A 26,842-nucleotide genomic window follows, 5' to 3' on the forward strand; every position below is an offset into this window, starting at 1 on the left:
AACTTTTAATTACATATAAGCTTCAATTGGCGCACAGCTACAAACTAAATTTCTGTCGCCATAAGTTTCATCAACACGACGAACAGTTGGCCAGAATTTATTTTCGGAAACATACTCCAATGGATAAGCTGCTTTTTCTCTGCTGTATGGGAACGACCAAGTATCGGCAGTAACCATAGCTAAAGTATGTGGTGCATTTTTCAATACATTGTTTGGTTCTTCAATAGTAGCTGCTTCAATTTCTTTACGGATAGAAATCATAGCGTCACAAAAACGGTCTAACTCAGCTAAATCTTCTGACTCGGTTGGTTCTACCATTAATGTTCCAGCAACTGGGAACGATACTGTTGGAGCATGGAAACCATAGTCCATCAAACGTTTTGCAATATCGGTTACTTCGATGCCTTTTGCTTTGAAGCTTCTGCAATCTAAAATCATTTCATGTGCAGCTCTGCCCATTTCTCCTGAATATAAAATTGGATAGTGTTCTTCTAAGCGAGCTTTCATATAATTAGCATTCAAGATTGCATGTTGCGTCGCACTTTTTAAACCTTCAGCTCCTAACATGCAGATATATCCATAAGAAATCAAACAGACTAAAGCCGAACCATAAGGTGCGCCTGAAATAGCCGTAATGGCTTGTTCACCGCCAACTTTTACTAATGGATTGCTAGGCAAGAACGGAGCCAGTTTTTCATTTACACAAATTGGTCCAACACCTGGTCCGCCGCCGCCATGAGGAATGGCAAATGTTTTATGTAAATTCAAGTGACAAACATCGGCACCAATAGTAGCAGGATTGGTTAATCCTACTTGTGCATTCATGTTGGCACCATCCATATATACTAATCCGCCATTATCATGGATGATTTGTGTAATTTCTTTAATAGCGCTTTCAAAAACTCCATGAGTAGAAGGATAAGTTACCATCAAACAAGACAGATTGTCTTTGTTTTCGATGGCTTTTGCTCTTAAATCTTCCACATCAATATTACCGTTTTCCATAGTTTTGGTAACGATAATCTGCATTCCAGCCATTGCCGCCGAAGCAGGATTGGTTCCGTGTGCTGATGCAGGAATCAAACAAACATTTCGGTGACTATTTCCGTTAGCAATATGATAAGCACGAATAGCCATAAGTCCTGCATATTCACCTTGAGCACCAGAATTTGGCTGTAGAGTAGTTGCTGCAAAACCAGTGATTTCATTTAATTGTTGCTCTAGTTTTTTCAACATTCCTGTATATCCTTGAACTTGGTCAAGTGGAGCAAATGGATGAATTGTATTCCAGTAAGGCATACTTAATGGCAACATTTCGGCAGCCGCATTCAATTTCATTGTACAAGAACCCAAAGAAATCATCGAGTGATTTAACGACAAATCTTTACGCTCTAATTTTTTGATATAGCGCATCATGCTTGTTTCAGAATGATAGCTATTGAAAACTTCGTGTTGTAAAAACTCTGATTTTCTATTCAAATGCATCGGGAAATTGTTCTCTAATGCATATTCGTTTACTTCAAATTTTTCTTTACCAACGGCTTCAGCAAAAACAGCAATTATTTCGTTTAAATCTTTAAATAAAGTAGTTTCGTTTAACGAAATAGAAATAGTTTCATCATCAATATAGAAGAAATTAATTTCGTGTTTTTCGGCAATTGCTTTTACTTTTTTAGCATCAGCTTTTACAACTATTGTATCAAAAAATGAAGTGTTGGTTTGATAAACACCTAATTTGTTCAAAGCATCGGCTAAAGTAACTGCAGACGAATGTACTTTGTCAGCAATATAACGCAGTCCTTTTGGTCCGTGATATACGGCAAACATTCCGGCCATTACAGATAGTAATACTTGAGCTGTACAAATATTAGATGTTGCTTTTTCGCGTTTGATGTGTTGCTCGCGAGTTTGTAATGCCATACGCAAAGCACGGTTGCCATTTGTGTCAATAGTTACACCAATGATTCTTCCTGGCATTGAACGTTTGTATTCTTCTTTGGTCGCAAAATAAGCAGCGTGTGGTCCGCCATAACCCATTGGAATTCCAAAACGTTGTGTAGTTCCAACTACAACATCGGCACCCATTTCTCCCGGAGGAGTTAATTTTACTAATGATAAAATATCAGCAGCAACGGCAACTTTGATTTCGTTTTCATTTGCTTTAGCAATAAACGAAGTATAGTCATTTACCTGACCATACTTTCCTGGATATTGAAGAATAGCTCCAAAAAACTCATTTGAAAAATCAAACGTTTCGTGATTGCCTACTACTAATTCAACACCGATTGGCGTAGAACGTGTTTGTAAAACAGAAAGTGTTTGTGGTAATATTTCTTCTGAAACAAAAAACTTGCAAACATTATTTTTCTTTTGGTCACGTGTACGAACATCAAACAATAATGCCATTGCTTCAGCCGCAGCAGTACTTTCGTCAAGTAATGATGCATTAGCGATTTCCATTCCCGTTAATTCAATAACCATGGTTTGGAAATTCAATATAGCTTCTAATCTTCCTTGTGCAATTTCAGCTTGATATGGTGTATAAGCAGTATACCAACCTGGATTTTCAAAAATATTTCTTTGAATTGCAGGTGGAACAATAGTTGGGTTGTATCCCAAACCGATGTACGATTTAAAAACTTTATTTGTACGACCTAACACACGGATATGATTAGCATATTCATATTCGGTCATTGGTTCGTCAAGTTTTAATCCTTTGTGTAAAAGTATATTGTCCGGAACGGTTTCATAGATTAATTGGTCTAATGTTTCAACACCAATGGTTTGTAACATTTTTGGCAAATCATTTTCTCTTGGTCCAAGATGTCTAAGTGCAAATGCGTCTGTTTTCATTAAAATGTAAAATCTAAATTGTATAGTTGTGTTTCATCCATATTAGTAGATGGATTTTTTGCAGTACAAAAGTAATTATTAAATCGCTAAATTTGTGCTAAACAAAGGGTAATATTTTGAGAATTTTTCAACTAAAAAGGCTTCTTATTAACACTTTTTTTAATATTCATAATGCAACTATTTAAGCAACTTATCGATTTTTATATCAAAAGTAGTATTCATGTATCTTTTTCGGTATTTGCATTGGTGCACATGACTGGTTTTTTGTTTCAAATAACCAACATTGAAAGTTGTGCTTATTTTGCTTTTTTTGGAACTATTGTGGGTTATAATTTTGTGAAATACGATGCCTTAGCCCGAACTCAAAAAGTAAACATGAGTTTGAGCTTGAAAGTAATAGCATTCTTGAGTTTTATTTCTTTGTTGGCAACAGTATATTTTTTCTTGAAACTTGAAACAATAACCAAAATACTTGGAATGGTTTTCCTGATTTTGACGCTTTTATATACATTGCCTTTCTTTCCCAATAAAAGAAATGCTCGGAATTGGGCAGGAATAAAAATCTATATCGTTACGCTTTGTTGGGTTGGAGTTACGCTAGTTTTGCCTATTATCAACGCTCAAGTTCCGATTGATAATTATGTTTTTCTAGTAGCAATGCAGCGTTTCGTTTTTGTCTTTGTTTTAGTCTTAATTTTTGAAATCATCGATTTACGTCAAGACGATCCGCATTTGCAAACTGTACCTCAAAAAATAGGAGTAAAAAACACTAAAATAATTGGAGTTTTACTGATGATTGTATTTGTTTTACTTGAATTTTTTGATTCTAATTTCAAGCAAGAAATACTTTTATTAAAACTTGGAATTGCTATCACAACGTCACTTTTTTTATTATTTGCAAACGAAAAAAAATCGAAATACTATTCTAGTTTTTGGGTAGAAAGCATTCCGATTTTTTGGTGGATTTTGTTAGTGACTTTCAGCTAAGTTTTATTTGTAAGTAATATCAAATTCATTTAAAATTTCAGCATCTAATGTATCATTTATTGAAAGAAACAAAAAATTTCCATAAAAAAGATTACTTTCAAAGTCTACTGGTTTTTCTTTAAGCCAGAATGGTTTTTCAAAATCAAATAGTTCATTGTTAAAGCCATAAACGCTAGACTCATTTTTTTCGGTATAATGTTTTATCTTGTAGTATTCTGTGGGTTCAAATAGTAAATATTTTATATCTACTTTTTTTTCATACATTAAATTAAAATTAAAAAGTAAATAAAAATCATGATTATCTTGATAAAAAATTCTTGTGATATTTTCAATTTCTTTAAATGGCTCACTAATAGAGTCTAATTTTTTTAATTTCCAAAACTCTAATATGTAATCATTCAATGAAAAAAAAATCTTTTTATCAAATGTAAATGATTTAGACTTAAAACTTATTTTAGGGAAGTTGTTTTTATCTTTAATATTTTCTAAAGAAAAATTCACTGAAAAATTATAGTCAAACTTGTAAAAACTAATTGGAATTCTAATATCGTCTAATAAATTTCTATTTTCTAGGTCTTCTATAGTGCATAAATCTATTTGTTTTGTTTTAGCATATTCTAATATGGAATTTCCAAATCCTGATTTACAAATTAAAATTCCCTTGTTGGCATTGACATCTTGCAGAAGTCCGACAAATTCATCAATCAATCTGATATTAGGCTTTTTTTTGTAGTTTTTACAAGAGACTATTATTAATATTGAATGATTACCTGGTAATAAATATTTTATTGAAACATCAATTTGTCTATCTCTTTTGCTATTGATACCTTTTATTTTGTCATTATGTTTTACTATACCATTACCATTGTTTATTATTGTATAAACTCTAGCGGTTAGTTTTTCAAATTCAAGCCATTCATTATTCATAAATAAAAAGGTTAAATCAATCCAGCGCGTTTCAACAAAGCATCAGGTTTTGGTTCTTTTCCTCGGAATTTTTTATACAATTCCATAGGCAATTCGGTTCCGCCTTTAGATAAGATGTTTTCTTTGAATTTCGCAGCAACTTCTTTGTCAAAAATTCCTTTTTCTTGGAAGAATGCAAAAGCATCAGCATCCAAAACTTCTGCCCATTTATAACTGTAATAGCCCGAAGAATAACCACCTTGAAAAATATGAGAAAACGATGTACTCATACAATTTTCAGCTACATCTGGATATAATTTGGTACTTTCAAAAGCCTTTTCTTCAAAGGTTTTTACATCATCAATAGTTTGCGATTTGCCATGATAAGCCATATCTAACAAGCCAAAACTCAATTGACGTAACGTAGCAATACCTTCTAAAAAGTTGGCGCTTTCTTTAATCTTTTCTACATATTCTTGAGGAATAATTTCTCCTGTTTCATAATGTTTTGCAAACAGTGCTAATGCTTCTGGTTCGTAACACCAGTTTTCCATCACCTGACTTGGCAATTCTACAAAATCCCAATAAACAGATGTTCCCGATAAACTTGGATAGGTTGTGTTGGCTAACATTCCGTGCAATCCATGACCAAATTCATGAAACAACGTTGTAACTTCATTAAAAGTTAATAATGAAGGTTTGCTTGGTGTTGGTGGCGTAAAGTTGCAAACATTGGAAACGTGTGGTCTTTCGTTTTTACCATCTTTGATAAATTGCGATTTGAATGAAGTCATCCACGCACCATTTCGTTTTCCTTTTCTTGGGAAAAAATCAGCATAAAAAACAGCAACTAATTCACCTTGAAAATCCAAAACTTCATAAGTGGTTACATCTTTATGGTATTTGTCGATATCAAATACTTCTTTAAAAGTAATACCGTATAATTTTTCTGCGATGGTAAAAGCGCCATTCAAAACGTTCTCTAATTTGAAATAGGGTTTTAGTTTTTCGTCATCCAAATTGAACAATTTTTGCTTCAATTTTTCAGAGTAATACGCGCTATCCCATTTTTCCAAATGATTAATTCCATCGAGTTCTTTAGCAAATGCAGTTAATTCTTCAAATTGTTTTTGAGCAGCTGGTTTTGCTTTTTCCAGCATATCATTCAAAAAGGAAATAACTTTCTCAGGATTTTGAGCCATTCGTTCTTCCAAAACAAAATGCGCATGCGAAGCATAACCTAATAAATTAGCGCGTTCATGACGTAAACGCACAATGTCTTTTACGTTATCTTGATTATCGTATTCGTTGTTTTGAAAACCTTTTTTACCAGCAGCAATAGCTAATTCTTTTCGCAATTCACGATTATCTGCATAGGTCATAAAAGGTAAATAACTTGGCATGTCTAAAGTGAAAACCCAACCCTCCAATTGTCGGCTTTCGGCTTCCGCTTTTGCAGCTTCAATAACACCTTCGGGTAATCCTTTTAAATCTGCTTCATTGGTAATTTGCAAATGGTAATTGTTCGTTTCTGCCAATACATTTTCACCAAAAGTCAGTTTTAATTTGGCTAATTGTGTGTCTATTTCACGAAGTTTTTTCTTTTGTTCTTCATTCAGCAATGCACCATTTCTAACAAATCCTTTGTATTTTTTATCCAATAAAGTGTGTTGCTCGGTAGTTAAATTCAAACGGTCTTTGGCATCATAAACTGCTTTTATACGTTTGAATAAATCTTCGTTTAAGGTAATGTCGTTCCCAAATTCGGTTAATAATGGCGAAACTTCCTGAGCAATTTTCTGCATTTCATCAGTAGTTTCGGCCGAATTCAGATTAAAAAAAATAGATGATAATCTATCCAAAGGATAACCTGCAAAATCTATGGCTTCCAAAGTATTTTCAAAAGTTGGCACATCAGGATTATTGATGATAGCATCAATTTCAGCTTTTGCATTCTTGATGTTTTCTTCAAAGGCAGGTTTGTAATCTTCCATTTTTATGACCGAAAATGGCGCGGTTTCGTATTTGGTAGTAAATCTTTGAGTAAGTACTTTCATTTTTTATTTTTTCATTTCATCCGACGACTTATTCACGGCTTCTTTCAAACTTTCTTTGTAAAAAATAATTTTATCTAAAACAATTTTATCGTGACTTCCAATAATTTGAGCCGCCAAAATTCCAGCGTTTTTTGCGCCATTCAAGGCTACAGTTGCCACCGGAACGCCGCCAGGCATTTGTAGAATAGACAAAACTGAATCCCAACCATCAATAGAATTGCTTGATTTTACTGGAACACCAATTACAGGAAGTGGCGACATTGAGGCAACCATTCCAGGCAAATGAGCCGCACCACCAGCGCCAGCAATAATAACTGAAATTCCTCTATGATGTGCATTTTTACTAAAATCATATAATTTTTCTGGAGTTCGATGTGCAGAAACGATGTCAACTTCAGTTTGGATGTCAAAACTGTTTAATATATCGATGGCTTCTTGCATTACGGGTAAATCTGATTTTGAACCCATGATTATGGCTACTTTGCTCATATTTATTGTTTTGTGCTTATTACTCTAATACTTTTCTTCACTTCTTCAGCAACTCGTCTGGCTTCGGTCATGTTTTCATTAACAATAGTTACATGTCCCATTTTTCTAAAAGGTCGTGTTTCTCTTTTACCATAAATATGTGGTGTTACACCATCAATTGCCATAATTTTTTCGATGTTTTTATACTTCACATTTCCAGTATGTCCTTCTTCGCCAACCAAATTTACCATAATTCCGGCAACTTTACTTTCGGTTTTACCTAAAGGTAGGTTTAAAATGGCGCGCAAATGATTTTCAAATTGCGAAGTATAACTGGCTTCTATGGAGTAATGTCCCGAATTGTGTGGTCTCGGCGCCACTTCGTTTACCAATATTTTATCATCTTTGGTTTGAAACATTTCTACAGCCAAAATTCCAACATGTTTGTAAGCTTTAGAAACTTTTAACGCAATTTCTTGAGCTTTCAAACTAATCGGTAAATCTATTCTCGCTGGGCAAATAACATATTCAACCTGATTGGCTTCAGGATGAAATTCCATTTCAACAACAGGATAGGTTTTTACTTCGCCTTTTACGTTTCTAACTACTATTACTGCCAGTTCATTTTTAAAAGGAACCAATTCTTCCATGATACATTCAACATCAGGCAAGGTTTCAAGGTCTTTTGGTGTACGAATAATTTTTACGCCATTTCCGTCGTACCCAAAACGAGCGCTTTTCCATACGAATGGCATTTTTAATTTCCCATCCATAAACTCAACCAACAGTTCTTTCAAATTCTTAAAAGCTTTTCCTTTGGCAGTTGGAATTTTGTTTTTTATGTAAAATTCTTTTTGAACCGCTTTACTTTGAATTAATCGTAATGTTTTTGGCGATGGATATATTTTTAAACCTTCATTTTCTAGTTTTTCTAAAGCATCGAGGTTTACATTTTCAATTTCAATTGTCAATACATCAACCAATTTTCCAAATCGGTAAACGGTATCAAAATCTAATAAATCGCCTTGAAAAAAATTATTACACGCTAGTCGTGCTGGTGCTTCATCACTTGGGTCGAGTACAAATGTTTGGATGTCAAATTTTCGAGTATCACTCAATAGCATTTTGCCCAATTGTCCGCCACCTAAGATTCCAAGTTTAAAATCGGATGAGAAATAATTCATTTGTTGTAGTTGTAGTCGTTGTGTTGCAAAGATACTAATTTCAAAACCCAATTATCAAATTCCAAATCTCAAAAAAAACTTAAAGATAGGTCTTTTTTAATATTTTTCGAGCGGCAGCTCTATAACCCGGCGATTGACTTTCGGCATCTTTTTCAACTATCGGAGTCAATTCTTTTAAAATCCAAGGTTGTTTTTTACTCATTTCTTCCAAACTATAAATTGCAAAAACCTTCGGTGCAAGTTTTATTTTTGGATTAATCAACCAGTCAAAACAGATTTCTATGATTCTGTTTTCTTGTTTTTCGGAGAGTTTTATTTTTTTTGATTTACTTAAAAAATGTATTGTTCTGCTAATTCCTCTTACTGCTGATTCATGCTTGTATTTTGGAGCTGTTTCTAGAATTTTATCAATATAAGGAGTCAGCAATTCTATATTTTTATCCACTAATTTTTCAATAACCCAAACAGCTTTAAAATGAAATTTATCTTCAATATTAACAGCCATTTCAATTAAATCTTTGGTTAATTCGGTATTTTCTAGTACTAAACTGGTGTTGTGTTGCCTGCTTTTGATACTGGCATTTCCATTGCTTATCTGATTTATAAAATCATTATTCATATATCAAATTTATAAAAAAGTCTAATTACTTAGGACTTAATCCTTAATAGTTATTAAATTTGCAACTTATTTAAAATCCTAAGCCATGATACATCTTCACGACAAAACCTTTGAACCTTTTATATCATCTGAGGAAATTTCTTTTGCAATAAAAAATATGGCAAAAAAAATGGATGATGATTTTTTTGACGAAGTACCAGTATTTATTGGTGTTTTAAACGGTTCGTTCATGGTATTGTCTGATTTGATGAAAGAATACCGCGGCATGTGTGAAGTGTCTTTTTTAAAATTAGCTTCATATGAAGGAACACAAACAACACATCAAGTAAAACAACTTATAGGATTAAATCAGGACTTAACGGGAAGAACTGTAGTTGTGGTAGAAGACATTGTAGATACTGGAAATACCATTGAGGAATTGAAAGCAATTTTCAAAGAAAAAAATGTAAAGCATTTAAAATTTGCAACACTATTCTTCAAACCTGATGCGTATACTAAAGACATTAAAATTGATTATATCGGAATGCGAATTCCTAATAAATTCATCGTGGGCTATGGTTTAGACTATGACGGTTTAGGCAGAAACCTTCCAGATGTTTACCAATTAGCACAATAAAATTAAACTACTTAAACTTTTAAACAATATTAAACTAAGATTAAAATGATCAACATCGTTCTTTTCGGAAAACCAGGTGCTGGAAAAGGCACACAAGCTGAATTTTTAAAAGAAAAATACAACCTAACACATCTTTCAACAGGAGATATTTTTAGATACAATATCAAAAATGAAACTGAACTTGGGCAACTTGCTAAAACCTATATGGACAAAGGCGATTTAGTGCCAGATGAAGTAACCATTCAAATGTTGCAAAGCGAAGTTGACAAAAACCCACATTCAGCAGGATTTTTATTTGATGGTTTTCCAAGAACAATTGCTCAGGCAGAAGCTTTGGATGCTTTTTTAGAATCAAAAAATCAAAGCATTACCGCAACAGTTGCCTTGGAAGCGGATGATGAAATTTTGGTAAAACGTTTGTTAGAAAGAGGAAAAACTTCAGGAAGACCTGATGACCAAGACGAAGAAAAAATCAGAAACCGTTACGAGGAATACAATCAAAAAACAGCTCCTTTAATGGATTACTATAAAGCACAAGATAAGTTTCACGCTGTTGACGGAATCGGTTCTATAGAAGAAATTACACTTCGTTTAAGCAAAGTAATCGATAGTTTGTAAATAGGTTATAAGGTTAAAAGTTTAAGCGGTTATTTTTAGAAATGCCTCATAAACTTTTAACCTTATAAACTCATAAACATAAAAAATGGAAATACTAATTATTCTTTTTTTAATACTGCTCAACGGTGTTTTTTCCATGTCGGAAATAGCACTTATTTCGGCACGTAAAAATCGTTTAGAAAATGCAGCTAAAAAAGGAAACCGAAACGCTAAAACAGCGCTCGATTTAGCCAATTCTCCAAATACTTTTTTATCTACAGTTCAAATTGGTATCACGTTAATTGGAATTTTAACAGGTATTTTTTCGGGAGATAAAATCACCACAGATGTACGCACATTTGTTGAAGGGTTTGCCTTTTTAAAGCCTTATGCTGATAGTATAGCTGTTGGAATTGTGGTTGTTATATTGACTTTTTTCTCTTTGGTTTTGGGAGAATTGTTGCCAAAAAGAATTGGGTTAAACTATCCTGAAGCAATTGCAAAAGGAGTTGCAGTTCCTATGAAAATGATTTCTATCGTAACCAAACCTTTTATTTGGTTGCTAACAAAATCAACCGAGTTTTTATTGGATGTTCTTAAAATCAGACCAACCGCTGACGGAAAAGTAACCGAAGAAGAAATCAAAGCCATCATCAAAGAAGGAACAGAAGGTGGCGAAGTACAAGAAATTGAACAAGACATAGTAGAACGTGTTTTTCACATTGGTGATAGAAAAGTAAATTCATTAATGACGCACCGTAAATCGGTTGAATATTTGAAAGCCGATGATAGTTTAGAAGATATTAAACAGAAAGTGTTTGAAGATTTACATTCTCTTTATCCGGTTTGCAATGATAATTTAGACGATGTTATTGGGGTTGTTTCTTTGAAAGATTTGATTGTTCAATTTGAAAAGAAGTCCTTTGATTTGAAGAAAATCATCAAGGAACCAGTTTACATGATTGAACACACTTCTGCGTATAAAGCATTAGAAAATTTCAAGCTTTCTAAAATACATTATGCTTTGGTCACCGATGAATACGGTGTATTTCAAGGAATGATTACACTAAATGATATATTGGAAGCTTTAGTTGGCGATGCTTCTGAGTTTTATGGTGATGATTTCAAATTAATAGCACGCCAGGATGGAACATGGTTGGTAGATGGACATTATTCACTACATGATTTCTTGACCTACTTTGATATGGATGATTTGATTAACGATTATGAAGTAACAACCGTTAGTGGGTTAATCATGACCGAAATGGGTAAAATACCAAAACAAGGCGAAAAATTGATTTGGAACAAATACGAATTGGAAGTCATCGATATGGATGGCGTAAAAATTGATAAAATTTTAGTGAAATCACTAAAAGAAAAATAATGATTTTAAGATTAAAAGTTATAGAGTATAACTTGAAATCTGAAATCTGAAACAACAAAAAATGACAGAAGGTAACTTTGTAGACTACGTAAAAATTTATGTTTCATCTGGAAAAGGTGGAAAAGGTTCATCACATTTACACCGTGAAAAATTCATCGAAAAAGGTGGACCTGATGGTGGTGATGGTGGTCGAGGCGGACACGTTATTTTAAAGGGAAACAAAGGACTTTGGACCTTGTTTCACCTGAAGTTTGCGCGTCATATAAAAGCAGGTCATGGTGGTGATGGGGGAAGCAGTAGGAGTACAGGTGCTGATGGTGAAGACAAATACATTGAAGTGCCATTAGGAACTGTGGTTCGCGATAAAGAAACCAATGAAATCTTATTTGAAATCACCGAGCACGGTGAAGAAAAAATACTGGTTCAAGGCGGAAAAGGTGGTTTAGGAAACTGGCATTTCAGAAGTTCTACGAATCAAACTCCGCGCTATGCACAACCGGGAATGCCAACCGAAGAGCTGGATGTAATTCTAGAACTTAAAGTATTGGCTGATGTCGGTTTGGTAGGTTTCCCTAATGCAGGAAAATCAACTTTGCTATCAGTATTAACTTCTGCAAAACCAAAAATAGCCGATTATCCGTTTACTACTTTAAAACCCAATTTAGGAATTGTGGCTTATCGCGATTTTCAATCGTTTGTAATTGCGGATATTCCAGGAATTATAGAAGGAGCAGCCGAAGGGAAAGGACTTGGTCATTACTTCTTACGACACATAGAAAGAAATTCTACGCTTTTGTTTTTGGTGCCAGCCGATGCCGAAGACATCAAGAAAGAATATGATATTTTGTTAGATGAGTTGCGTCGATATAACCCAGAAATGTTAGATAAAGACAGACTGATAGTAGTTTCAAAAGCGGACATGTTAGACGATGAACTGAAAGCCGAAATGAAACAGGAATTAGACATTGCTTTCAAAGGAATTCCATACATGTTTATCTCCTCAGTAGCCAATCAAGGTTTAACCGAACTAAAAGACAAACTATGGCAAATGCTCAACATTGATACGGAGCAACCCGAAAACAGCCACGGATTATAAAATAAAAATCCCATCGTATAGATGGGATTTTTTGTTAAATCAAATAAAGAAAAAGAATTACTTCCAACCGCCGCCTAAAGCACGGTACAACTGAATCTTACCATCAAGTTGTTTGTATTTTATTTCAACCAATTCAAGCTTAGCTTCCAATGCTTCTCTTTGCGTAAGCAAAACTTCGGTGTAATCTGCTCTCGCTGAGTTGAATAATAAATTAGCAGTATTTATGGATTGCAATAAAATCTTCACTTCTTCCGACTTTCTTCTGAAACTATTTGAAAAATTATCAACTTTTGCTTCTTGATTCAAAACATCTACATAAGCATTTAATAGTGTTTGCTCAAAAGAAATCACAGCCTGTAACTGCTTAGCATTAGCTGATGCATAGGCAGCTTTAATGGCTTTTCTATTGATAAGCGGTGCCATTAATTCTCCAGCAGCATTATAAATAAAGGAGTCAGGACGAATTAAGAAACTTGGATTGAAAGCCTGAAATCCAACACCTGCTTTTAAAGCTAAGTTGGGATAAAAATTAGCACGTGCCGATTTCACATCAAATTTGGTAGCTTCTAATTCTTTTTCAGCTTTTTTAACATCAGGACGATTCAACAGCAACTGAGAAGGAATACCAATTGAAATAGAGTCATTTTCAGTTTGAATGAATTGGTTAGACAATCGTTCTAACGGTGTAGGATAACGACCTGTTAAATAGTTTAATCTGTTTTCAGTTTCAACTATCTTTTGCTTAATCTCATACTGTCTGTTTATTGTGTTGAGCAATTGTGCCTCAAATCGGTTTACAGCCAGTTGACTAACTTTAGCAGCTTCTTTTTGTTGTTTAACAGAGGATAACGCTTTCGATTGAATATCAATATTTTTATTGATAATTTCAAGCATATTGTCAAACGCTTCCAATTCATAATAAGACGAAGCAATTTCGGCTACTAAATTTGTTTTCAAAAAGTTTTTTCCTTCTTGACTGGCTAAAAACCTATTCACAGCTGCTTTTTGTCCGTTGCGCAATTTTTTCCAGATATCAACTTCCCAGGTAGAATATAAACCAGCTTTTAAATCGCCTAATGGTTCAGGAAAAGCTTTTCCTTCAGGCAAAGTAAGGTTTTCTTCTACGGCACCATCTCGGGTAAATTTGGATGTTTTTTCAATTCCGCCTTCAGCACCAACGCCTACAAAAGGAAGGTATTCTCCTTTTCTGGCTAAAGACTCATTTTTCAACACTTCAATTTCCTGATTAAAGATGTTCAATTCCTGATTGTTGGAAAGTGCAAGTTCAATAAGGCCGATAAGTTTCTCGTCATTATAAAATTTTTTATAATTCAATTGAGCTGAATTTACAGTATCCAACGGTTTAGAATTTACAGTCGCATAGCTTTCAGGAACAGTTTTGTTTTCTTCGCGAACAGATTGTTTTAAAGAACCACAACTTTCTACAACTATACCGATAACTATAAGTAATGCAATAATTACTCTTTTTAATTGTTTATTTTTCATTTCTTTTTCTTTTTGCTGCTTGCAGTAACAAACTCATTTTTTGAATCTTTTTAAGTAATGAAGCTTTAGTGGTATTAGTAACATAATCTTCAGTTAAAGGGTTTTGATCCTGACCTTGAATTAATTTTTTACCATCAACCATTTTGGCAAAGAAATAATACAATCCAGGAATTAGTAGTACGCCAAATATAGTCCCGAACAACATTCCACCCATAGCTGAAGAACCAATAGTTCGGTTTCCAACAGCACCTGCGCCAGTAGCTCTAACCAACGGAATTAATCCGGCAATAAAGGCAAATGAAGTCATCAAGATTGGTCTGAAACGCGCTTTAGCACTTTCAATTACGGCATCTTTTATAGATAAACCTTGTTCGTTTTTCTGAACGGCAAATTCCACAATCAATACGGCATTTTTACCCAGCAAACCTATCAACATAATCATTCCAATTTGAGCATAAACGTCATTCGATAATCCCATAAGTTCTAGTAACGCATACGAACCAAAAACACCAGGAATTAAAGAAAGTAATACAGCTATAGGAATAATAAAACTCTCGTATTGCGATGCTAATACTAGATATACAAACACCAATACAATAGCAAAAATGTAAAGCGCTTCATTACCTCGGTGTGCTTCGTCTAATGAAAGTCCTTCCCAGGCAATGTCATATCCTTTAGGCAAAGTTTCTTTAGCAACTTCTTGTATCGCTTCAATAGCGTTTCCTGTTGTATATCCTTTCGAAGGAACACCACGGATTGCCGAAGAAGTATATAAGTTGTATCGGGTAATTTCATTTGGTCCTTGCGTTTTCTTCATGGTCACAAATGCTGAGTAAGGAACCATTTCACCCGCTTCATTTTTAACATAAAGTTTCAAAATGTCACTAGGTAATCTTCTATAATCTGGTCCTGATTGCGTGTAAACTTTGTAGAAAGCATTGAATCTAGTAAATCCTTGTTCATACGTACTACCAATCAAAATATTTAAATTCTCAATAGCAGCACCAATAGAAACACCTTTTTGCATGGCTTTTTCATTGTCAATAATCAACTCATATTGCGGATAATTGGCAGCATAAAAAGTAAATAAACCTGACAGTTCTTTTCGTTTCTTTAATGCTTCCATGAACTGTTTGTTCACTTTATCAAAATCTTGATAATCTATTGTACTGTTTTTATCCAGTAAACGAAGCGAAAATCCATCCGATGAACCATATCCTGGTACCGCTGGTGGCTCAAAAAACTCAACAACAGCTCCTAAATTTTGTGACTCTTCTTCAAGTTTCTCAATAATTTCTTTTACAGAATGTTTGCGGTGTTCCCAGTCTTTTAGGTTAATCAAACAAGTTCCTGCATTCGAACCTCTACCTTCAGTCAATATCTCATAACCCGCTAAAGAAGTAACCGATTGAATATCGTCAATTTCCTCTGCTATTTTCTGTAATTCTTTCGATACAGCATTTGTTCTTTCCAGCGTACTTCCTGGTGGTGTTTGAATGATGGCATAAATTTGTCCTTGCTCTTCATTAGGGATAAAACCTCCAGGAACATTTTTATTGAAAATTACAATACCTAGTACAAACAATACCAATATTCCAAAAGTAACTGTTCTTCGGGTTACAATTTTCTCTAACAAATTAGTATATCTTCCAGTTAGTTTTTCAAACTTGCCGTTAAGCCAGTCAATGAATTTTGTAATAGGAGCTTTCTTCTTCTTCTGACCATGAGTATTTCTCAAAATCATCGCACACAATACAGGCGTAAGCGTTAAAGCTTCAATACCCGACAACACAATCGAACTTGCCATCGTGATAGAGAACTGTCGGTAAAAAACACCCACAGGTCCAGTCATAAAAGCAATAGGGATAAATACTGCGGTCATTACTAAAGTAATTGCAATTACGGCACCACTAATTTCGCCTAATACTTTTTTAACCGCTCCAAAAGGAGTAATGTGCGCATCTTCTTCCATCTTGGCATGCACGGCTTCCACGACGACTATCGCATTATCTACCACAATACCAATCGCAAGTACTAAGGCAAACAGTGTGATAAGGTTAATGGTCAGTCCAAAGAGCTGCATAAAAATGAAAGCTCCAATCAGCGATACTGGTACTGCAATAATTGGGATAAGCGTAGAACGCCAATCGCCTAAGAAAATGAATACCACCAATGCTACCAGTATAAAGGCTTCAATCAGTGTATGCGTAACTTTTTCTATGGAAGCATTTACGAATTTCGATACGTCATAGTTAATTTCATATTCCATTCCCGGTGGGAAACTCTTTTTCAACTCTTCAAGTTTCTCTTTGGTCGAAGCAATTACAGCACTCGCATTGGTTCCAAAGTTTTGTTTCAAAACGATAGAAGCCGACGGATAACCATCTTTATTCGAGTAAATATCAAAAAACTCACTACCCAATTCTACATCGGCTATGTCTTTTAGTCGAAGCAATTCTCCATCCGGATTGGCTTTGATAATAATGTTTTCGTATTCTTCGGGTTTGTTGAACCTTCCTTTATACGTCAAAGTAAACTCTAAAGATTGAGCCGTTTTACCAGAAGCTTGTCCTAAACGTCCTGGGCGACCAATCAAACTTTGCTCTTCCATAGCTTTCAGCACTTCTTCAGCTGATACTTTATAAGCTTGCATTCTGTCTGGTTTCAACCAAACTCTCATCGCATAAGTTCTACTTCCCAATATCTGCGCACGTCCCATTCCACTGATACGTTGCAACTCCGGTATTACATTCACACTCGCATAGTTATACAAAAACTTCTCATCCGCATTTTTGTCTTTACTATACAGGTTAACATACATCAACATACTCGGCTGAATAGGCGTAATGATGATTCCTTCACGTTGCACTAGCGGAGGAAGGTTATTCATAATCGCATCCACTCTGGTTTTAACGTTTACAACAGCAGCATTCGGGTCGGTTCCTGCTTCAAAAATAATTTGAACGGTGGCTTCACCAGCACTTGTTGCATCCGAAGTGATATATTGCATTCCTTGAACACCATTAAGCGCACGCTCCAACGGAATTAAGGTAGATTCTACTAATACCTGAGAACTCGCTCCAGGATAGGCGATAAAAATATTAACACGTGGTGGTGCAATTTCTGGAAACTGCGATATCGGACGTGTTACTATGGCTAACAACCCTAAGAATATGATTGCGACCGATATGGAAATAGCCAATACAGGTCTTTTTAAAAACTTGTTAAACATATTGTCTTGATTTTAGGTTGTTAACTATTCTGCTTTCAGGTTGTCTAATTCCGATAGAATTTTACCCTGATTTTCATAATGTGTAGCAATGGTTTCTCCATTTTTCACTTTTCTAAGTCCTTCAACCAACAAGGTGTCTTGTGCAGTAACACCTCCACTCAAAACATATAAATGCGGAAGTTCATTAGTAACTTCAACAGGTTGCGAAACCACTTTGTGGTTTTTGATAACGTAAACAAATTTTTTGTCCAATATCTCAAACGTAGCTTTTTGAGGAATAATGACAGCATCTTTAACGTTTTTAGGAAGATAGATTTTCCCGGTTTGTCCATGACGCAAAGTACCTTTGCTGTTATCAAAAGTAGCTCTGAAAGTAATGTTACCGGTTTCGTTGTTAAAGTCGGCTTCAATAGTTTCTACCTTTCCAGGCGACATAAAAAACTCATCATTCGCCATTTTCAAGCGAACCAACTGGTTGATTCCTTGAATTCCTTTTTGAGAAACATAGCTCAAATATTCTTTCTCAGGTACGTTAAAGTAAACCCACATTTTGCTGTTGTCTGAAAGTGTAGTAAGCAATTCTCCTTCTTCAACAAGACTTCCCAATCGAACATCATTAAAACGACCAATGATGCCATCAAATGGCGCTCTGATTTCGGTAAATCCTAAATGGGTTTTGGCAATTTCTAGTTCTGCCAAGGTTTTATTGTAGTGCGCTTTAGATAAGGCTAACTCGTTTGGCGAAACGATGCTGCTGTCAGCAAGCATTTTCGTGTTCAAATATTCACGTTTGGCATATTCAGCTTCCGCTTGTGCTTTTTGCACTTCCGCCTGATAAACATTCGATTTGATTTTGAAGATTAATTGTCCTTTTTTTACGTGTTGTCCTTCGTCAACAAATATCTTTTCCAAATATCCTTTTTCCAAAGCACGTAATTCAATGTGCTGAATAGCTCTAACCTGACCAACATATTCTTGCTCAATGATGGTATCTTTTTGCTCAGGCAATGTTACTAAATAGTTGGCTGCTTCTTCCTTTACGGGTTCTTCGTGCTTACAGCTGGTTAATACCAATAATACCAGACTGAAATAATATAATGTAATTTTCATTTTCTTTATTTGATTTGTAAATTCAATACGATAAGTCCAATTCTAGTCAGTTGACAGGAATCGGTTGTAAAACCAGTTGCTGGTTTTTGATTAAAATTTACTTCAAATAAGATGGAATTTCCAGGAATGGAATAAAATGAATAAGCGGTTATGCTGTAGGTTTTCTAAATCAAAGATAGCCGATAAAGAAGAACTCTTTTTGTCCAAAAGCAAAAGAGTAACACCTTCATCAGGGTTATTGTTTGCTAAATAAACAGGTGAATTTGAGTTCGAGTTTTCACTCTCATGAATCTCTTCATTATCACAATATACTTTTTCAAGAGCAGCAAGTAAATCTTCTTCTGCTATTTTTGAAATTCCTTTAAGTTTGGAGGTGTTTTCAGCTTCACGTTCAATCTTTTGAGTAGTTGATTGACTCTGTAAAAAAGGAACAATAGTAGGGTTGAGTGATGCGTTGCTGTAGCCCAGGAGCAAGAAACCCAAAAATAAAACCAGTACGTTTGTCAACTTTTTATGCATGAAAAGAAGCTGCGAAAGATTTACGAAATAATTTATTTTAAAATCGGGTACAAAGTAAATAAAGAATAAATTATTATTTTTTATTTTAAGATTATCTTAATAATAAATTAAGGATTGAGAAAGAAAAATTTGCTTTTAAAATTTGAATAAAGCTCTAACATCATCAGGAATATCTTTTGGATTCTCTATTTTTTTATAATATTTCAAGGCTTCTTTTTTCATTTTTGGGTCATTTTTCAATTCAGATACTTTAAGAAGAGCAAGACTATAATGAATATTATAATTAATGTCTTTTGTAAATGGTGACCTAACGTCTTCAAAAGCTATTAAAGCATTTTCATATTGTTTATCTAAAGTTAGTAAAACAGCCCTTAAAAAAAAGACTTCTTTACCTATTTTTTTTGATTGTCCTTTGTATATTGTTATAGCGTCTTCAATATTCTTATATCCGTTTGAATAATCTCCTATCATTGGAGCAGTTAAAGCAACGCCATAATATCCTTCAGGACTTTCAGGAAAATGTTTAGTTATATCATTAAAAAACTTTCTAGATTCTTCAACTCTTCCAATTTTCAAACATAATGCAGCGGTATTAAGTTTGTAGAGTAAGAAAGGTTTAGGAGATAATGAATCAGCAACTCTATAAAAAGCATAAGTTTCTCTGTATTGTTTTAATAAATTTAATGTATATCCAGCAAAGAAATAAGCATCACAAAACGATTGGTCTTTCATTACAGCTTTAGCAAATAAGTCAACAGTTGGCCAAAGATATTTTGGATTTAAATCTCTATTCAAGTGTAAAAGCTCAATCCCATTTTTCACCATCTCTCTAGCTTCATTGTTTTCTGAAGGACAGTTTAAATTATTACCTAAGAAGTAATCTTGTGTGTAGGATACAATAGTATTTTGAGCAAATCCAAAATTTGAAATGATAAAAAGAAAAATGAGTTTCTTCATTGTTGATTTTTTATATGTAGTAAATCTAATAAAATAAACCTACAAAATCATAATTTATCTCATCTTCAAAAGATAAAATAAATATAAGAAAGTTAGTTTCATCACTTTTATTAATTTAATTGCAATTTGCTTTTTACCTTTTCCTCACAGGCTTATCCAATTGAAATAAAATAGGAACGGCATAATGCACATTCACGAGCTTTCCTTTCACTTTTCCTGGGGTAAGTTTAGGTAAAAGTTTCATAATGCGGATGGCTTCTTCTTCCAAGAGTTGCCCATTTTTAGGACCACGCGCTTTAAAATCTTTACAATTTCCTTCTTTATCAATAATAAAAACAACAGCAACTTTTCCTTGAATGCCTATTTCTTTTGCCTCTTTCGGGTACTTCAAATTCTTTTTAACATGCTTTTGTATTTGCTCATATAAACATTTTAGCGCATCCGCTTTTGAAACATCAATACAAGTCTTTAATAAAGGTGGTTCATCCAATACAGCAATAGGATAGGAAACATCGGCATCATAAGTTTCAGCAACTTCTTGAACAGTGGGAACAACAACGGGTGGCTCTTTTTCATCTACTTGCCCAAAGCTGAACACAGAACCTAAAACCACAAATACTATTGAATAAAAATACTTTCTACAATCCATTTTTTATTATTTCTTTCAAAACAGCAACATCAATATCACTGATTTTGTTGATGTACAAACAACTTTTGGCTACTTTATGTTTACCCAGTTTTTCACGATCAGCTTCATTTCTAACGGCATTCGAAATATACAAAGCTAGGTTTTGTTTCCTTGGCGAAAATCCCATGATAAACCAATCCAACTCTCGGCCGTTGTCATACTTTAAAACAGTATCGCCAAACCCAACAATTGCCGTTCCCCACATTTTTCCTTTGCTCTTCGTGGCTTCTTCCATGAGTTTTACTAGTTCAAAAGCATCTTTTTGCTTCTGCTCATCAGCAATGGTTTTAAGAAAACGTTCAACGCTTTCTTCCGTTTTTTTAGTTTTTAATTCAGCCATATTTTTATTTCAATCGTTCCAAAACACCTTTACGCTTCACAAGGTTCTTATAATCCCATTGAATTTCTCTCGATTTTTGTAACCAGCGTTTTAATGTTTCCTCGTCTATGGCATCAACACTAGTATAAAACACCGAAGCATCTTTAAATTTGGCACCTCTAACATTCAATCCTTCTTCCCCAAAATCAGCGCCACTCCAAAACATCAAACGGATACCTGCCTTTTGCTTACTATAACCCACAATAGGATTCCCTTCCAAAAACCAAACCGGATGTGCATGCCACACCTTGCTCTCCGCTTCCGTCAACTCACGGTCAATAACACCAGCTAGCTTTTCGCAGATAGCTTGGTCTTCCTGTGTTTGTTGCTCGTGATAAGTTTTTATTTCTGGGTTCATGGGTTAATAGAATAGGAGTTTAATCACTTCTTCAAATCTACAAAAAAAACTTTTCCCTTTTCCCTTTTCCCTTTCTCCCTATTTCCCCCATTCCAAATAAACATTCGCTACCGATGGATGCACTTCTTTCTCCAGCATACTTGCAAATTCCTCATCGCTCATATCTTCCTGATGCTTTTTCAATGCGTTCCATAGTTTTACCAATACATCCTTTCCGCCGCTATTGTAAATGTCTTTTGCAGCCGAATGCAGTTTACACTGATACCAACCATAATTTTTTGGTCCCATACCCAGCGTTGGATATAAAGCTTCAAAATCTTTTAAAGAGGTATACTTATATTCCGATGAACCGGCGCCAACCACCATGTTCGGGAAAGCTTCCAAAGCAGCTAAAAGTTTGGGTTGTTTCTCAGCTACATACGTATGCAGCATGATGTTCACAAACAGTTCGCCCATCCAGTAGCGGTGCATTTTCAACCCAGCTTGCGAGGTATAGGAATGTCCCATTTCATGCAGACCAAGTAAATCAAAAAAAGCCATCATGCTATACGAACCATCCGATTTCCCATAAGCAGCTCTGATTTGTTCGGCTAAAGGTTGAGGTAGTTGGTTAACTGGAGGTAAAAAGCTACGCCAAAAATCATTGTCCTCAGCGGCAACCACCAGATTAAAATCATCCTTGTTATGCGGAAATCCATACACATCTTGCAATGGTTTGGCAGCATAATCCTTCCAGTCGTTGGGTGCCAGAACATAAAGTGTTGTTTTGGGAGTAAACCCAACCGTTTCCTTAAAATAAACACCAGCATGTTCTATAAACTGTGCAATGTCTCTCGCACGTTGCTCATGTCCTTTGCTGTAATAAAAAGTTTGAGTAAACCCTTTTAATTCTTCAAGAGGAGAAGTTTCAATACTTTGTGCCAACGAAAAAGCAGTAGTTAAAAATAAAGCTACTAAAATACCAATGACACGATTTGCGATTTTGTTTTCAGAATTTGTTCTCATGTTTTTTTAAACAAAGATATCCTGAGTTACTACCGTCAAAATAGTAAAAAATCGACAATCTAATAGTGCAGGTCTTTTTGCATACGCAGCGGAGTAGAAAGAAGTTGCTGCTCAATAACCGAAGGATTTACACCGGCAAACGTTTTAAAATCCCTAATCATGTGCATCTGGTCATAATATCCCGCTTCATAGGCTATCTGCGTCCAGTTAAGCGCTGGGCTCGACTCGTGCAATCGATAGGCTTTAGAGAATTTTAGAATACGCGCAAACGTTTTTGGGTTAACCCCAAGACGTTCTTTGCATTTTCGCTCAAACTGTTTCAAACTCAAACACGAAAACGAAGCCGTCTTTTCAATAGGCATAGTGCCGTTATGTTGCAAGAGTAGTTTCAATGCCGAGTCAATAGGCAGCATGTCTTTTAGTTTGCTAACCTTTTTCAAAAGAAAATTTTCCACTATGTTTTTACCCTCTTCAAGAGTGTTGGCATTCATCAGTTGCTCATTGATGGTTTTCATTTCTGCACCAAAAAAATCAAGCGCATCAAAACCTTTATCAAACAACTCATGCATAGGAACACCAAGCATGCGAAACATCCCACCCGGAAGAAAATCAACCCTGATGGCAGTCAACTGGCGTTGCACTTTTATATTCACTCTCGAGTATTGAGGACCAACCAACACCGTGTGCGACTGTTTTTCAAAAGTAGCGTCGTCAACTCTACCCATAGACACCGGATGATTGCAGTAAAACAACAACGATTGAAACGGAGTAGGAGGATACGGAGTTACCACTTCATCAACTCCTTCAGGAAGCACCACATGAACTGTAGAGATGTTCAAAACATACTCCTGCAAAGCCAAGTGTGGTATGTATACTTTTACTTCCAAATAGTAGCAGCATTAAAGTAAAACAGTGATTCAATTATAAATATACTAAAAAAACATTGCAAAAACATTCCACCACTTCCCACCTTAGAGTCATTTTAGCAATAAATATAACAAGAAATCCCGAAGTTCAGCCTATTTTCCAAAAACTATAAACCAGCTATAGAGGCTAACTGCTGTTAGCGGTTGTCGTAGCTCAACAAAATATTTGTATTACTATTCAAACCCATTAGAATCAACAACTTTAGTATTTATTTTAAAAATATCATATACCAATCTTGATTTATTTCGCGTTCTTTTGTCATTTGAAATAAAGTAATCACATACGGAAGCTGAAACGCAATGTTGCGAATCTTGTGCCCGTGCAAAATCTGATTTAGTTGTATATATGTCTTTCCAGAATCCTATCATATCCAATAATTCAAACGTAGCAACAATCTTGGTCAATGTTGTCGCTGACCTTCCTAATTTAATCCTTGTTGCTGTTTCTATAAGTTCGGGTAAACTCATGTTTCCAAATTTATCTTTATTAATTTCGAATTGTTCAATAACTTCTTTAACTGTGTAGTTGTTTATTTCTTTGGGATCGAGCCCCAAAGATTCTCTAAAAGCAACTCTTTGCTCTTGAGAAACAGTACCCAATTCCGTTTTTTGAAAAGCTCCAGAAGTTGAATTGTTAGTCCAGTATTTATGTCTTTTAAGTATTTCTTCAGGTCTTACAATTTGCTTGTGGATAGCATGAGTTTTTGCGTCAAGATGTATATAATTGTTAGAAGTTAAATTTGAGATTGTTCGACATCTTTTCTCAATTTTTTGAGCTTTATCTTGCGCGGTCATTTCGTCAGCTTCAGTAATATGAACTGATGAGTAAAATATTTTGGATTGTGATATGCCAATCTTCGAAAGAAGTTCTTCTAGTATGTAATTTCCATCCTCGATGTCAATCACGATATTATTATCTAAATAAATGTTCATTGTTTATGGTAAGGTTTGGCTACGATTGACGCACAACATTCCGCGGCTTTGCGACAGTTGCGATGCCAGCGAACTGATTATTTTCTGTTAAAGATAAAAGTTTTTCGTGAACGCATAAAAATAAAAACCAGCAATTGCGCAGAACCGCTGTTAGTGGTAGCCTTTATTCTGTTTTTAGCTCTTTTTCCAATACACCAAAATATATTTTACGAACCATCGTTCCAAGTCCATTTAATTCTTTTGGCGAAATGTTTTGCTCTTTTTGAATTTTTTCTTCAATATAATTATTAAAAAAATCTTCAATTTTTTGTATGGTTTTGATGGAAATTTCCTGAGTTTTTTCTAAAAGTTTAACCTTTGATTCATTTTCAAATTTCTCAGTTATTTTATTAAATATATTACTTGTGATTGCAATAATATCATTACTCAAATCAAAAGTCGCTTTCTTAAGTTGTTCCTCTTTTTTTAAGCTCTTATCCTGTGGGTAAGTTTTTAATATATATGCTTCTTTTCCTTTTATAAAACCAAAGCAAAGCTCATATGTATCTGCACTTAGATTATGCATAAATTGATTTCTAATTTCCATAAAAGTTAGAAATTTTGCTTTTTCAGTTTCTGATAAAGCACCAATGTCTATCAGAAGAGAAATTTTTTGACTGAATGATAAATTTCCACTTGTATTACCAAATGATTTTGATTCTTTATGGTTTTTGATTCCTAATAATTCAGCTAAAAAAATAGATGTCATACTTTCTAAAATTAAAGCTGTTCTTAAGATATCTTTTCTGTCTTCCAAGTTGATTTTTAAGCTCATAGTTTTTAAGGTTACCGCTAACTTGTATATATGTCTGACAAAATCAGACATAGCTATCCATATTTGGGTATATAAGGCTGATAAACGTCAGACATTATTTGTTTATCAAATATATACAAAATGCCATTACAAATCATCAAACAAACATTGCTAGCTTTTAAACTCTTAAACCCATAAACTTATAAACAAAAAACAAAAACCCTTCCTTTGGAGGGGTATCCGCCATCGGCGGATGGGGAGGCTTTTATCCACTCATTCTCCAATCCGCTAATCCACTCATTCTTTCCATCACCACCTTCACCTCATTCCGCATACCGCTCGTCACAGCAACATCCACAAAAGCATCCACAAACCCAACCTTCTTAAAACAAACCCTGTAAACAGCACTCTTCAAACGCCTCACCTCAAAACCGCCGTGCTCACTCGTCTTTCTAACAAACTTCGTGTTCAAAACCACAACATCAACATTCGCCACCGGCATACCCTCAGCATCCACCACAGTACCATCAATCGCCACAGCACGATACCCAATCCTAACAATCTTTCGAAACGAAAAATAAAGCGAATAAAATTCCTTATTACTAAAACGAACCATCCTAACCAGCATATCCATCACCGCCAAATCACCGTCCAGCTCCTTCATTAGCCTTTTAATAGCAAGCGTCGCTTGCCTGCGCTCAATAATACCAAGCCTCGGCTTCGCAACCTGCGCTCTAAAAAGCGTCACCTTCGCCAGCAAATCCGCCAACATCGCCTCAGTAACACCATACGCCGCCAATTCACTCAGCAAAGCCGTACCTTTTTTATATACAAAACCACACAAATCACAACAAATCCCATCCGATTTCTTAAACAAAACAGCATACCCAAAACCAACCTCCTTCGCCAGAACCACATCACCATGCACCGCCGCATAAGCCCTAATCCTTCCCGCAACATCCGTCGCAGCAACCACCATCGCCACCTTGCAATCATCCTTCTTCTTCCGGATGCCTTTTCGGTTAGCACTCTGTTTCATGCTCGCCTGTTCAAGCTGTTTAATCTTGTCTTCAAAACGCTCAAAAACAACCTCAAAATTCGGCAACCCAGCCAAAATTCCAGCATCAGTCTCCTTAATAAACTTCTGAAGCACCAGGCACATATTGCGCTTCTCTATATAATCTCTTTGCATAACCTATATTGATTAGTTAACAATAGTTCAAAATCCATCACTCAACTGATTTCGAGTGTATTACAAATCTATAGATTAATTCAATACATCATTAGCAAATAATAACCTACAAGAAACTTTTATCAAATTCTCAAAAAATCACCCATTTATGCCTAAAAACAAATAAGATAATTAAATTTCTTTCGATAAAATGCAATAAACATCGATGAAATGCATCTTTTTTTGACAACCTATTTTAAAAATCGTACACTTTTTAAGCAAAAATCATCCGTTCCTCTTCAAAAAAACGTCATAAAAAGCACAAAATCAACCAACAATAACAATTCCACAACCCCAAAAAACCATTCCACGCATCCAAACCTCCGTTCCATGCATAAGAATAAAGCACCCAAGCCTAAGAAACAAGTTCCCACAACCAAGAAACCCACTAGGACAATCAAGAATAATCTTCGAACAAATAAGAAACAAACCCGCATG

General features: G+C 34.9%; 24 protein-coding genes. 5 read left to right on the top strand and 19 right to left on the bottom strand.

All coding sequences use genetic code 11. From position 1 onward, the window contains the following. Window positions 1-9 precede the first annotated feature (9 nt). Window positions 10-2,853 (bottom strand): aminomethyl-transferring glycine dehydrogenase, encoded by a 2,844-nt coding sequence (gene gcvP, locus RN605_RS12475; RefSeq protein ID WP_313325217.1) that lies wholly within the window; start codon window positions 2,851-2,853, stop codon window positions 10-12. A 171-nt stretch (window positions 2,854-3,024) separates the two neighbouring features. Here gcvP and RN605_RS12480 point away from each other — a divergent pair, with 171 nt between their 5' ends. After that, window positions 3,025-3,840: a UbiA prenyltransferase family protein gene (locus tag RN605_RS12480; protein WP_313325218.1), complete on the top strand. Its 816-nt coding sequence runs from the start codon at window positions 3,025-3,027 to the stop codon at window positions 3,838-3,840. A gap of 3 nt (window positions 3,841-3,843) precedes the next feature. On the opposite strand, the gene RN605_RS12485 is transcribed toward RN605_RS12480, so the two are convergent. The 5 genes from RN605_RS12485 to RN605_RS12505 form a co-directional block, all read right to left on the bottom strand. Continuing rightward, complete coding sequence (locus RN605_RS12485) at window positions 3,844-4,767, bottom strand: restriction endonuclease (protein ID WP_313325219.1); 924 nt, start codon at window positions 4,765-4,767, stop codon at window positions 3,844-3,846. Between the two features lie 11 nt (window positions 4,768-4,778). Then, the gene (locus RN605_RS12490) at window positions 4,779-6,803 is read right to left on the bottom strand and encodes a M3 family metallopeptidase (RefSeq protein WP_313325220.1); all 2,025 of its coding nucleotides are present in this window, start codon (window positions 6,801-6,803) and stop codon (window positions 4,779-4,781) included. A gap of 3 nt (window positions 6,804-6,806) precedes the next feature. After that, a complete protein-coding gene (gene purE / locus RN605_RS12495; RefSeq protein WP_313325221.1) occupies window positions 6,807-7,292 on the bottom strand; it encodes a 5-(carboxyamino)imidazole ribonucleotide mutase in 486 nt (161 codons plus the stop codon). A 2-nt stretch (window positions 7,293-7,294) separates the two neighbouring features. Further along, on the bottom strand, window positions 7,295-8,455 hold the full coding sequence (locus tag RN605_RS12500; protein ID WP_313325222.1) for a 5-(carboxyamino)imidazole ribonucleotide synthase: 1,161 nt from the start codon (window positions 8,453-8,455) through the stop codon (window positions 7,295-7,297). A 79-nt stretch (window positions 8,456-8,534) separates the two neighbouring features. Then, a complete protein-coding gene (locus tag RN605_RS12505; RefSeq protein ID WP_313325223.1) occupies window positions 8,535-9,074 on the bottom strand; it encodes a hypothetical protein in 540 nt (179 codons plus the stop codon). A gap of 85 nt (window positions 9,075-9,159) precedes the next feature. Here RN605_RS12505 and hpt point away from each other — a divergent pair, with 85 nt between their 5' ends. The 4 genes from hpt to obgE all read left to right on the top strand — a co-directional run bounded on the left by hpt (window position 9,160) and on the right by obgE (window position 12,767). Beyond that, window positions 9,160-9,690, top strand: a complete 531-nt coding sequence (gene hpt, locus RN605_RS12510) for a hypoxanthine phosphoribosyltransferase (protein WP_313325224.1) — start codon at window positions 9,160-9,162, stop codon at window positions 9,688-9,690. Window positions 9,691-9,735: 45 nt separating this feature from the next. After that, on the top strand, window positions 9,736-10,308 hold the full coding sequence (locus tag RN605_RS12515) for an adenylate kinase (RefSeq protein WP_313325226.1): 573 nt from the start codon (window positions 9,736-9,738) through the stop codon (window positions 10,306-10,308). Between the two features lie 136 nt (window positions 10,309-10,444). Further along, a complete protein-coding gene (locus RN605_RS12520; protein ID WP_313325758.1) occupies window positions 10,445-11,671 on the top strand; it encodes a hemolysin family protein in 1,227 nt (408 codons plus the stop codon). Between the two features lie 61 nt (window positions 11,672-11,732). Further along, a complete protein-coding gene (gene obgE, locus RN605_RS12525; RefSeq protein WP_313325227.1) occupies window positions 11,733-12,767 on the top strand; it encodes a GTPase ObgE in 1,035 nt (344 codons plus the stop codon). 57 nt (window positions 12,768-12,824) lie between these two features. Here obgE and RN605_RS12530 read toward each other — a convergent pair whose 3' ends face one another. The 13 genes from RN605_RS12530 to RN605_RS12590 form a co-directional block, all read right to left on the bottom strand. Beyond that, on the bottom strand, window positions 12,825-14,273 hold the full coding sequence (locus tag RN605_RS12530) for a TolC family protein (RefSeq protein WP_313325229.1): 1,449 nt from the start codon (window positions 14,271-14,273) through the stop codon (window positions 12,825-12,827). Then, a complete protein-coding gene (locus tag RN605_RS12535) occupies window positions 14,263-17,505 on the bottom strand; it encodes an efflux RND transporter permease subunit (RefSeq protein WP_313325230.1) in 3,243 nt (1,080 codons plus the stop codon). The genes RN605_RS12530 and RN605_RS12535 overlap by 11 nt, the downstream gene beginning before the upstream one ends. Window positions 17,506-17,529: 24 nt before the next feature. Beyond that, entirely contained in the window at window positions 17,530-18,615 is a 1,086-nt protein-coding gene (locus RN605_RS12540) for an efflux RND transporter periplasmic adaptor subunit (RefSeq protein WP_313325231.1), read from the bottom strand. 102 nt (window positions 18,616-18,717) lie between these two features. Next, window positions 18,718-19,122, bottom strand: a complete 405-nt coding sequence (locus RN605_RS12545) for a hypothetical protein (RefSeq protein ID WP_313325233.1) — start codon at window positions 19,120-19,122, stop codon at window positions 18,718-18,720. Between the two features lie 147 nt (window positions 19,123-19,269). Next, a complete protein-coding gene (locus RN605_RS12550) occupies window positions 19,270-20,091 on the bottom strand; it encodes a tetratricopeptide repeat protein (RefSeq protein ID WP_313325234.1) in 822 nt (273 codons plus the stop codon). Between the two features lie 133 nt (window positions 20,092-20,224). Next, complete coding sequence (locus tag RN605_RS12555) at window positions 20,225-20,740, bottom strand: energy transducer TonB (RefSeq protein WP_313325235.1); 516 nt, start codon at window positions 20,738-20,740, stop codon at window positions 20,225-20,227. Next, window positions 20,730-21,119, bottom strand: a complete 390-nt coding sequence (locus tag RN605_RS12560; RefSeq protein ID WP_313325236.1) for a DUF1801 domain-containing protein — start codon at window positions 21,117-21,119, stop codon at window positions 20,730-20,732. Before RN605_RS12560 ends, RN605_RS12555 begins: the two co-directional genes overlap by 11 nt. A 4-nt stretch (window positions 21,120-21,123) precedes the next feature. After that, window positions 21,124-21,516, bottom strand: coding sequence for a DUF1801 domain-containing protein (locus tag RN605_RS12565; protein ID WP_313325237.1), 393 nt, complete (start codon window positions 21,514-21,516; stop codon window positions 21,124-21,126). 78 nt (window positions 21,517-21,594) lie between these two features. Further along, entirely contained in the window at window positions 21,595-22,521 is a 927-nt protein-coding gene (locus RN605_RS12570; protein ID WP_313325239.1) for a hypothetical protein, read from the bottom strand. Window positions 22,522-22,580: 59 nt separating this feature from the next. Further along, window positions 22,581-23,408, bottom strand: a complete 828-nt coding sequence (locus RN605_RS12575; RefSeq protein WP_313325240.1) for a helix-turn-helix domain-containing protein — start codon at window positions 23,406-23,408, stop codon at window positions 22,581-22,583. 213 nt (window positions 23,409-23,621) lie between these two features. Further along, window positions 23,622-24,380 (bottom strand): hypothetical protein, encoded by a 759-nt coding sequence (locus RN605_RS12580; RefSeq protein WP_313325242.1) that lies wholly within the window; start codon window positions 24,378-24,380, stop codon window positions 23,622-23,624. Window positions 24,381-24,543: 163 nt separating this feature from the next. Beyond that, window positions 24,544-25,245 (bottom strand): hypothetical protein, encoded by a 702-nt coding sequence (locus RN605_RS12585; protein ID WP_313325244.1) that lies wholly within the window; start codon window positions 25,243-25,245, stop codon window positions 24,544-24,546. Between the two features lie 193 nt (window positions 25,246-25,438). Beyond that, complete coding sequence (locus RN605_RS12590; RefSeq protein ID WP_313325245.1) at window positions 25,439-26,365, bottom strand: carboxypeptidase-like regulatory domain-containing protein; 927 nt, start codon at window positions 26,363-26,365, stop codon at window positions 25,439-25,441. Between the last annotated feature and the right edge of the window lie 477 nt (window positions 26,366-26,842).

It is taken from the genome of Flavobacterium sp. PMTSA4, assembly GCF_032098525.1.
Taxonomy (GTDB): domain Bacteria; phylum Bacteroidota; class Bacteroidia; order Flavobacteriales; family Flavobacteriaceae; genus Flavobacterium; species Flavobacterium capsici.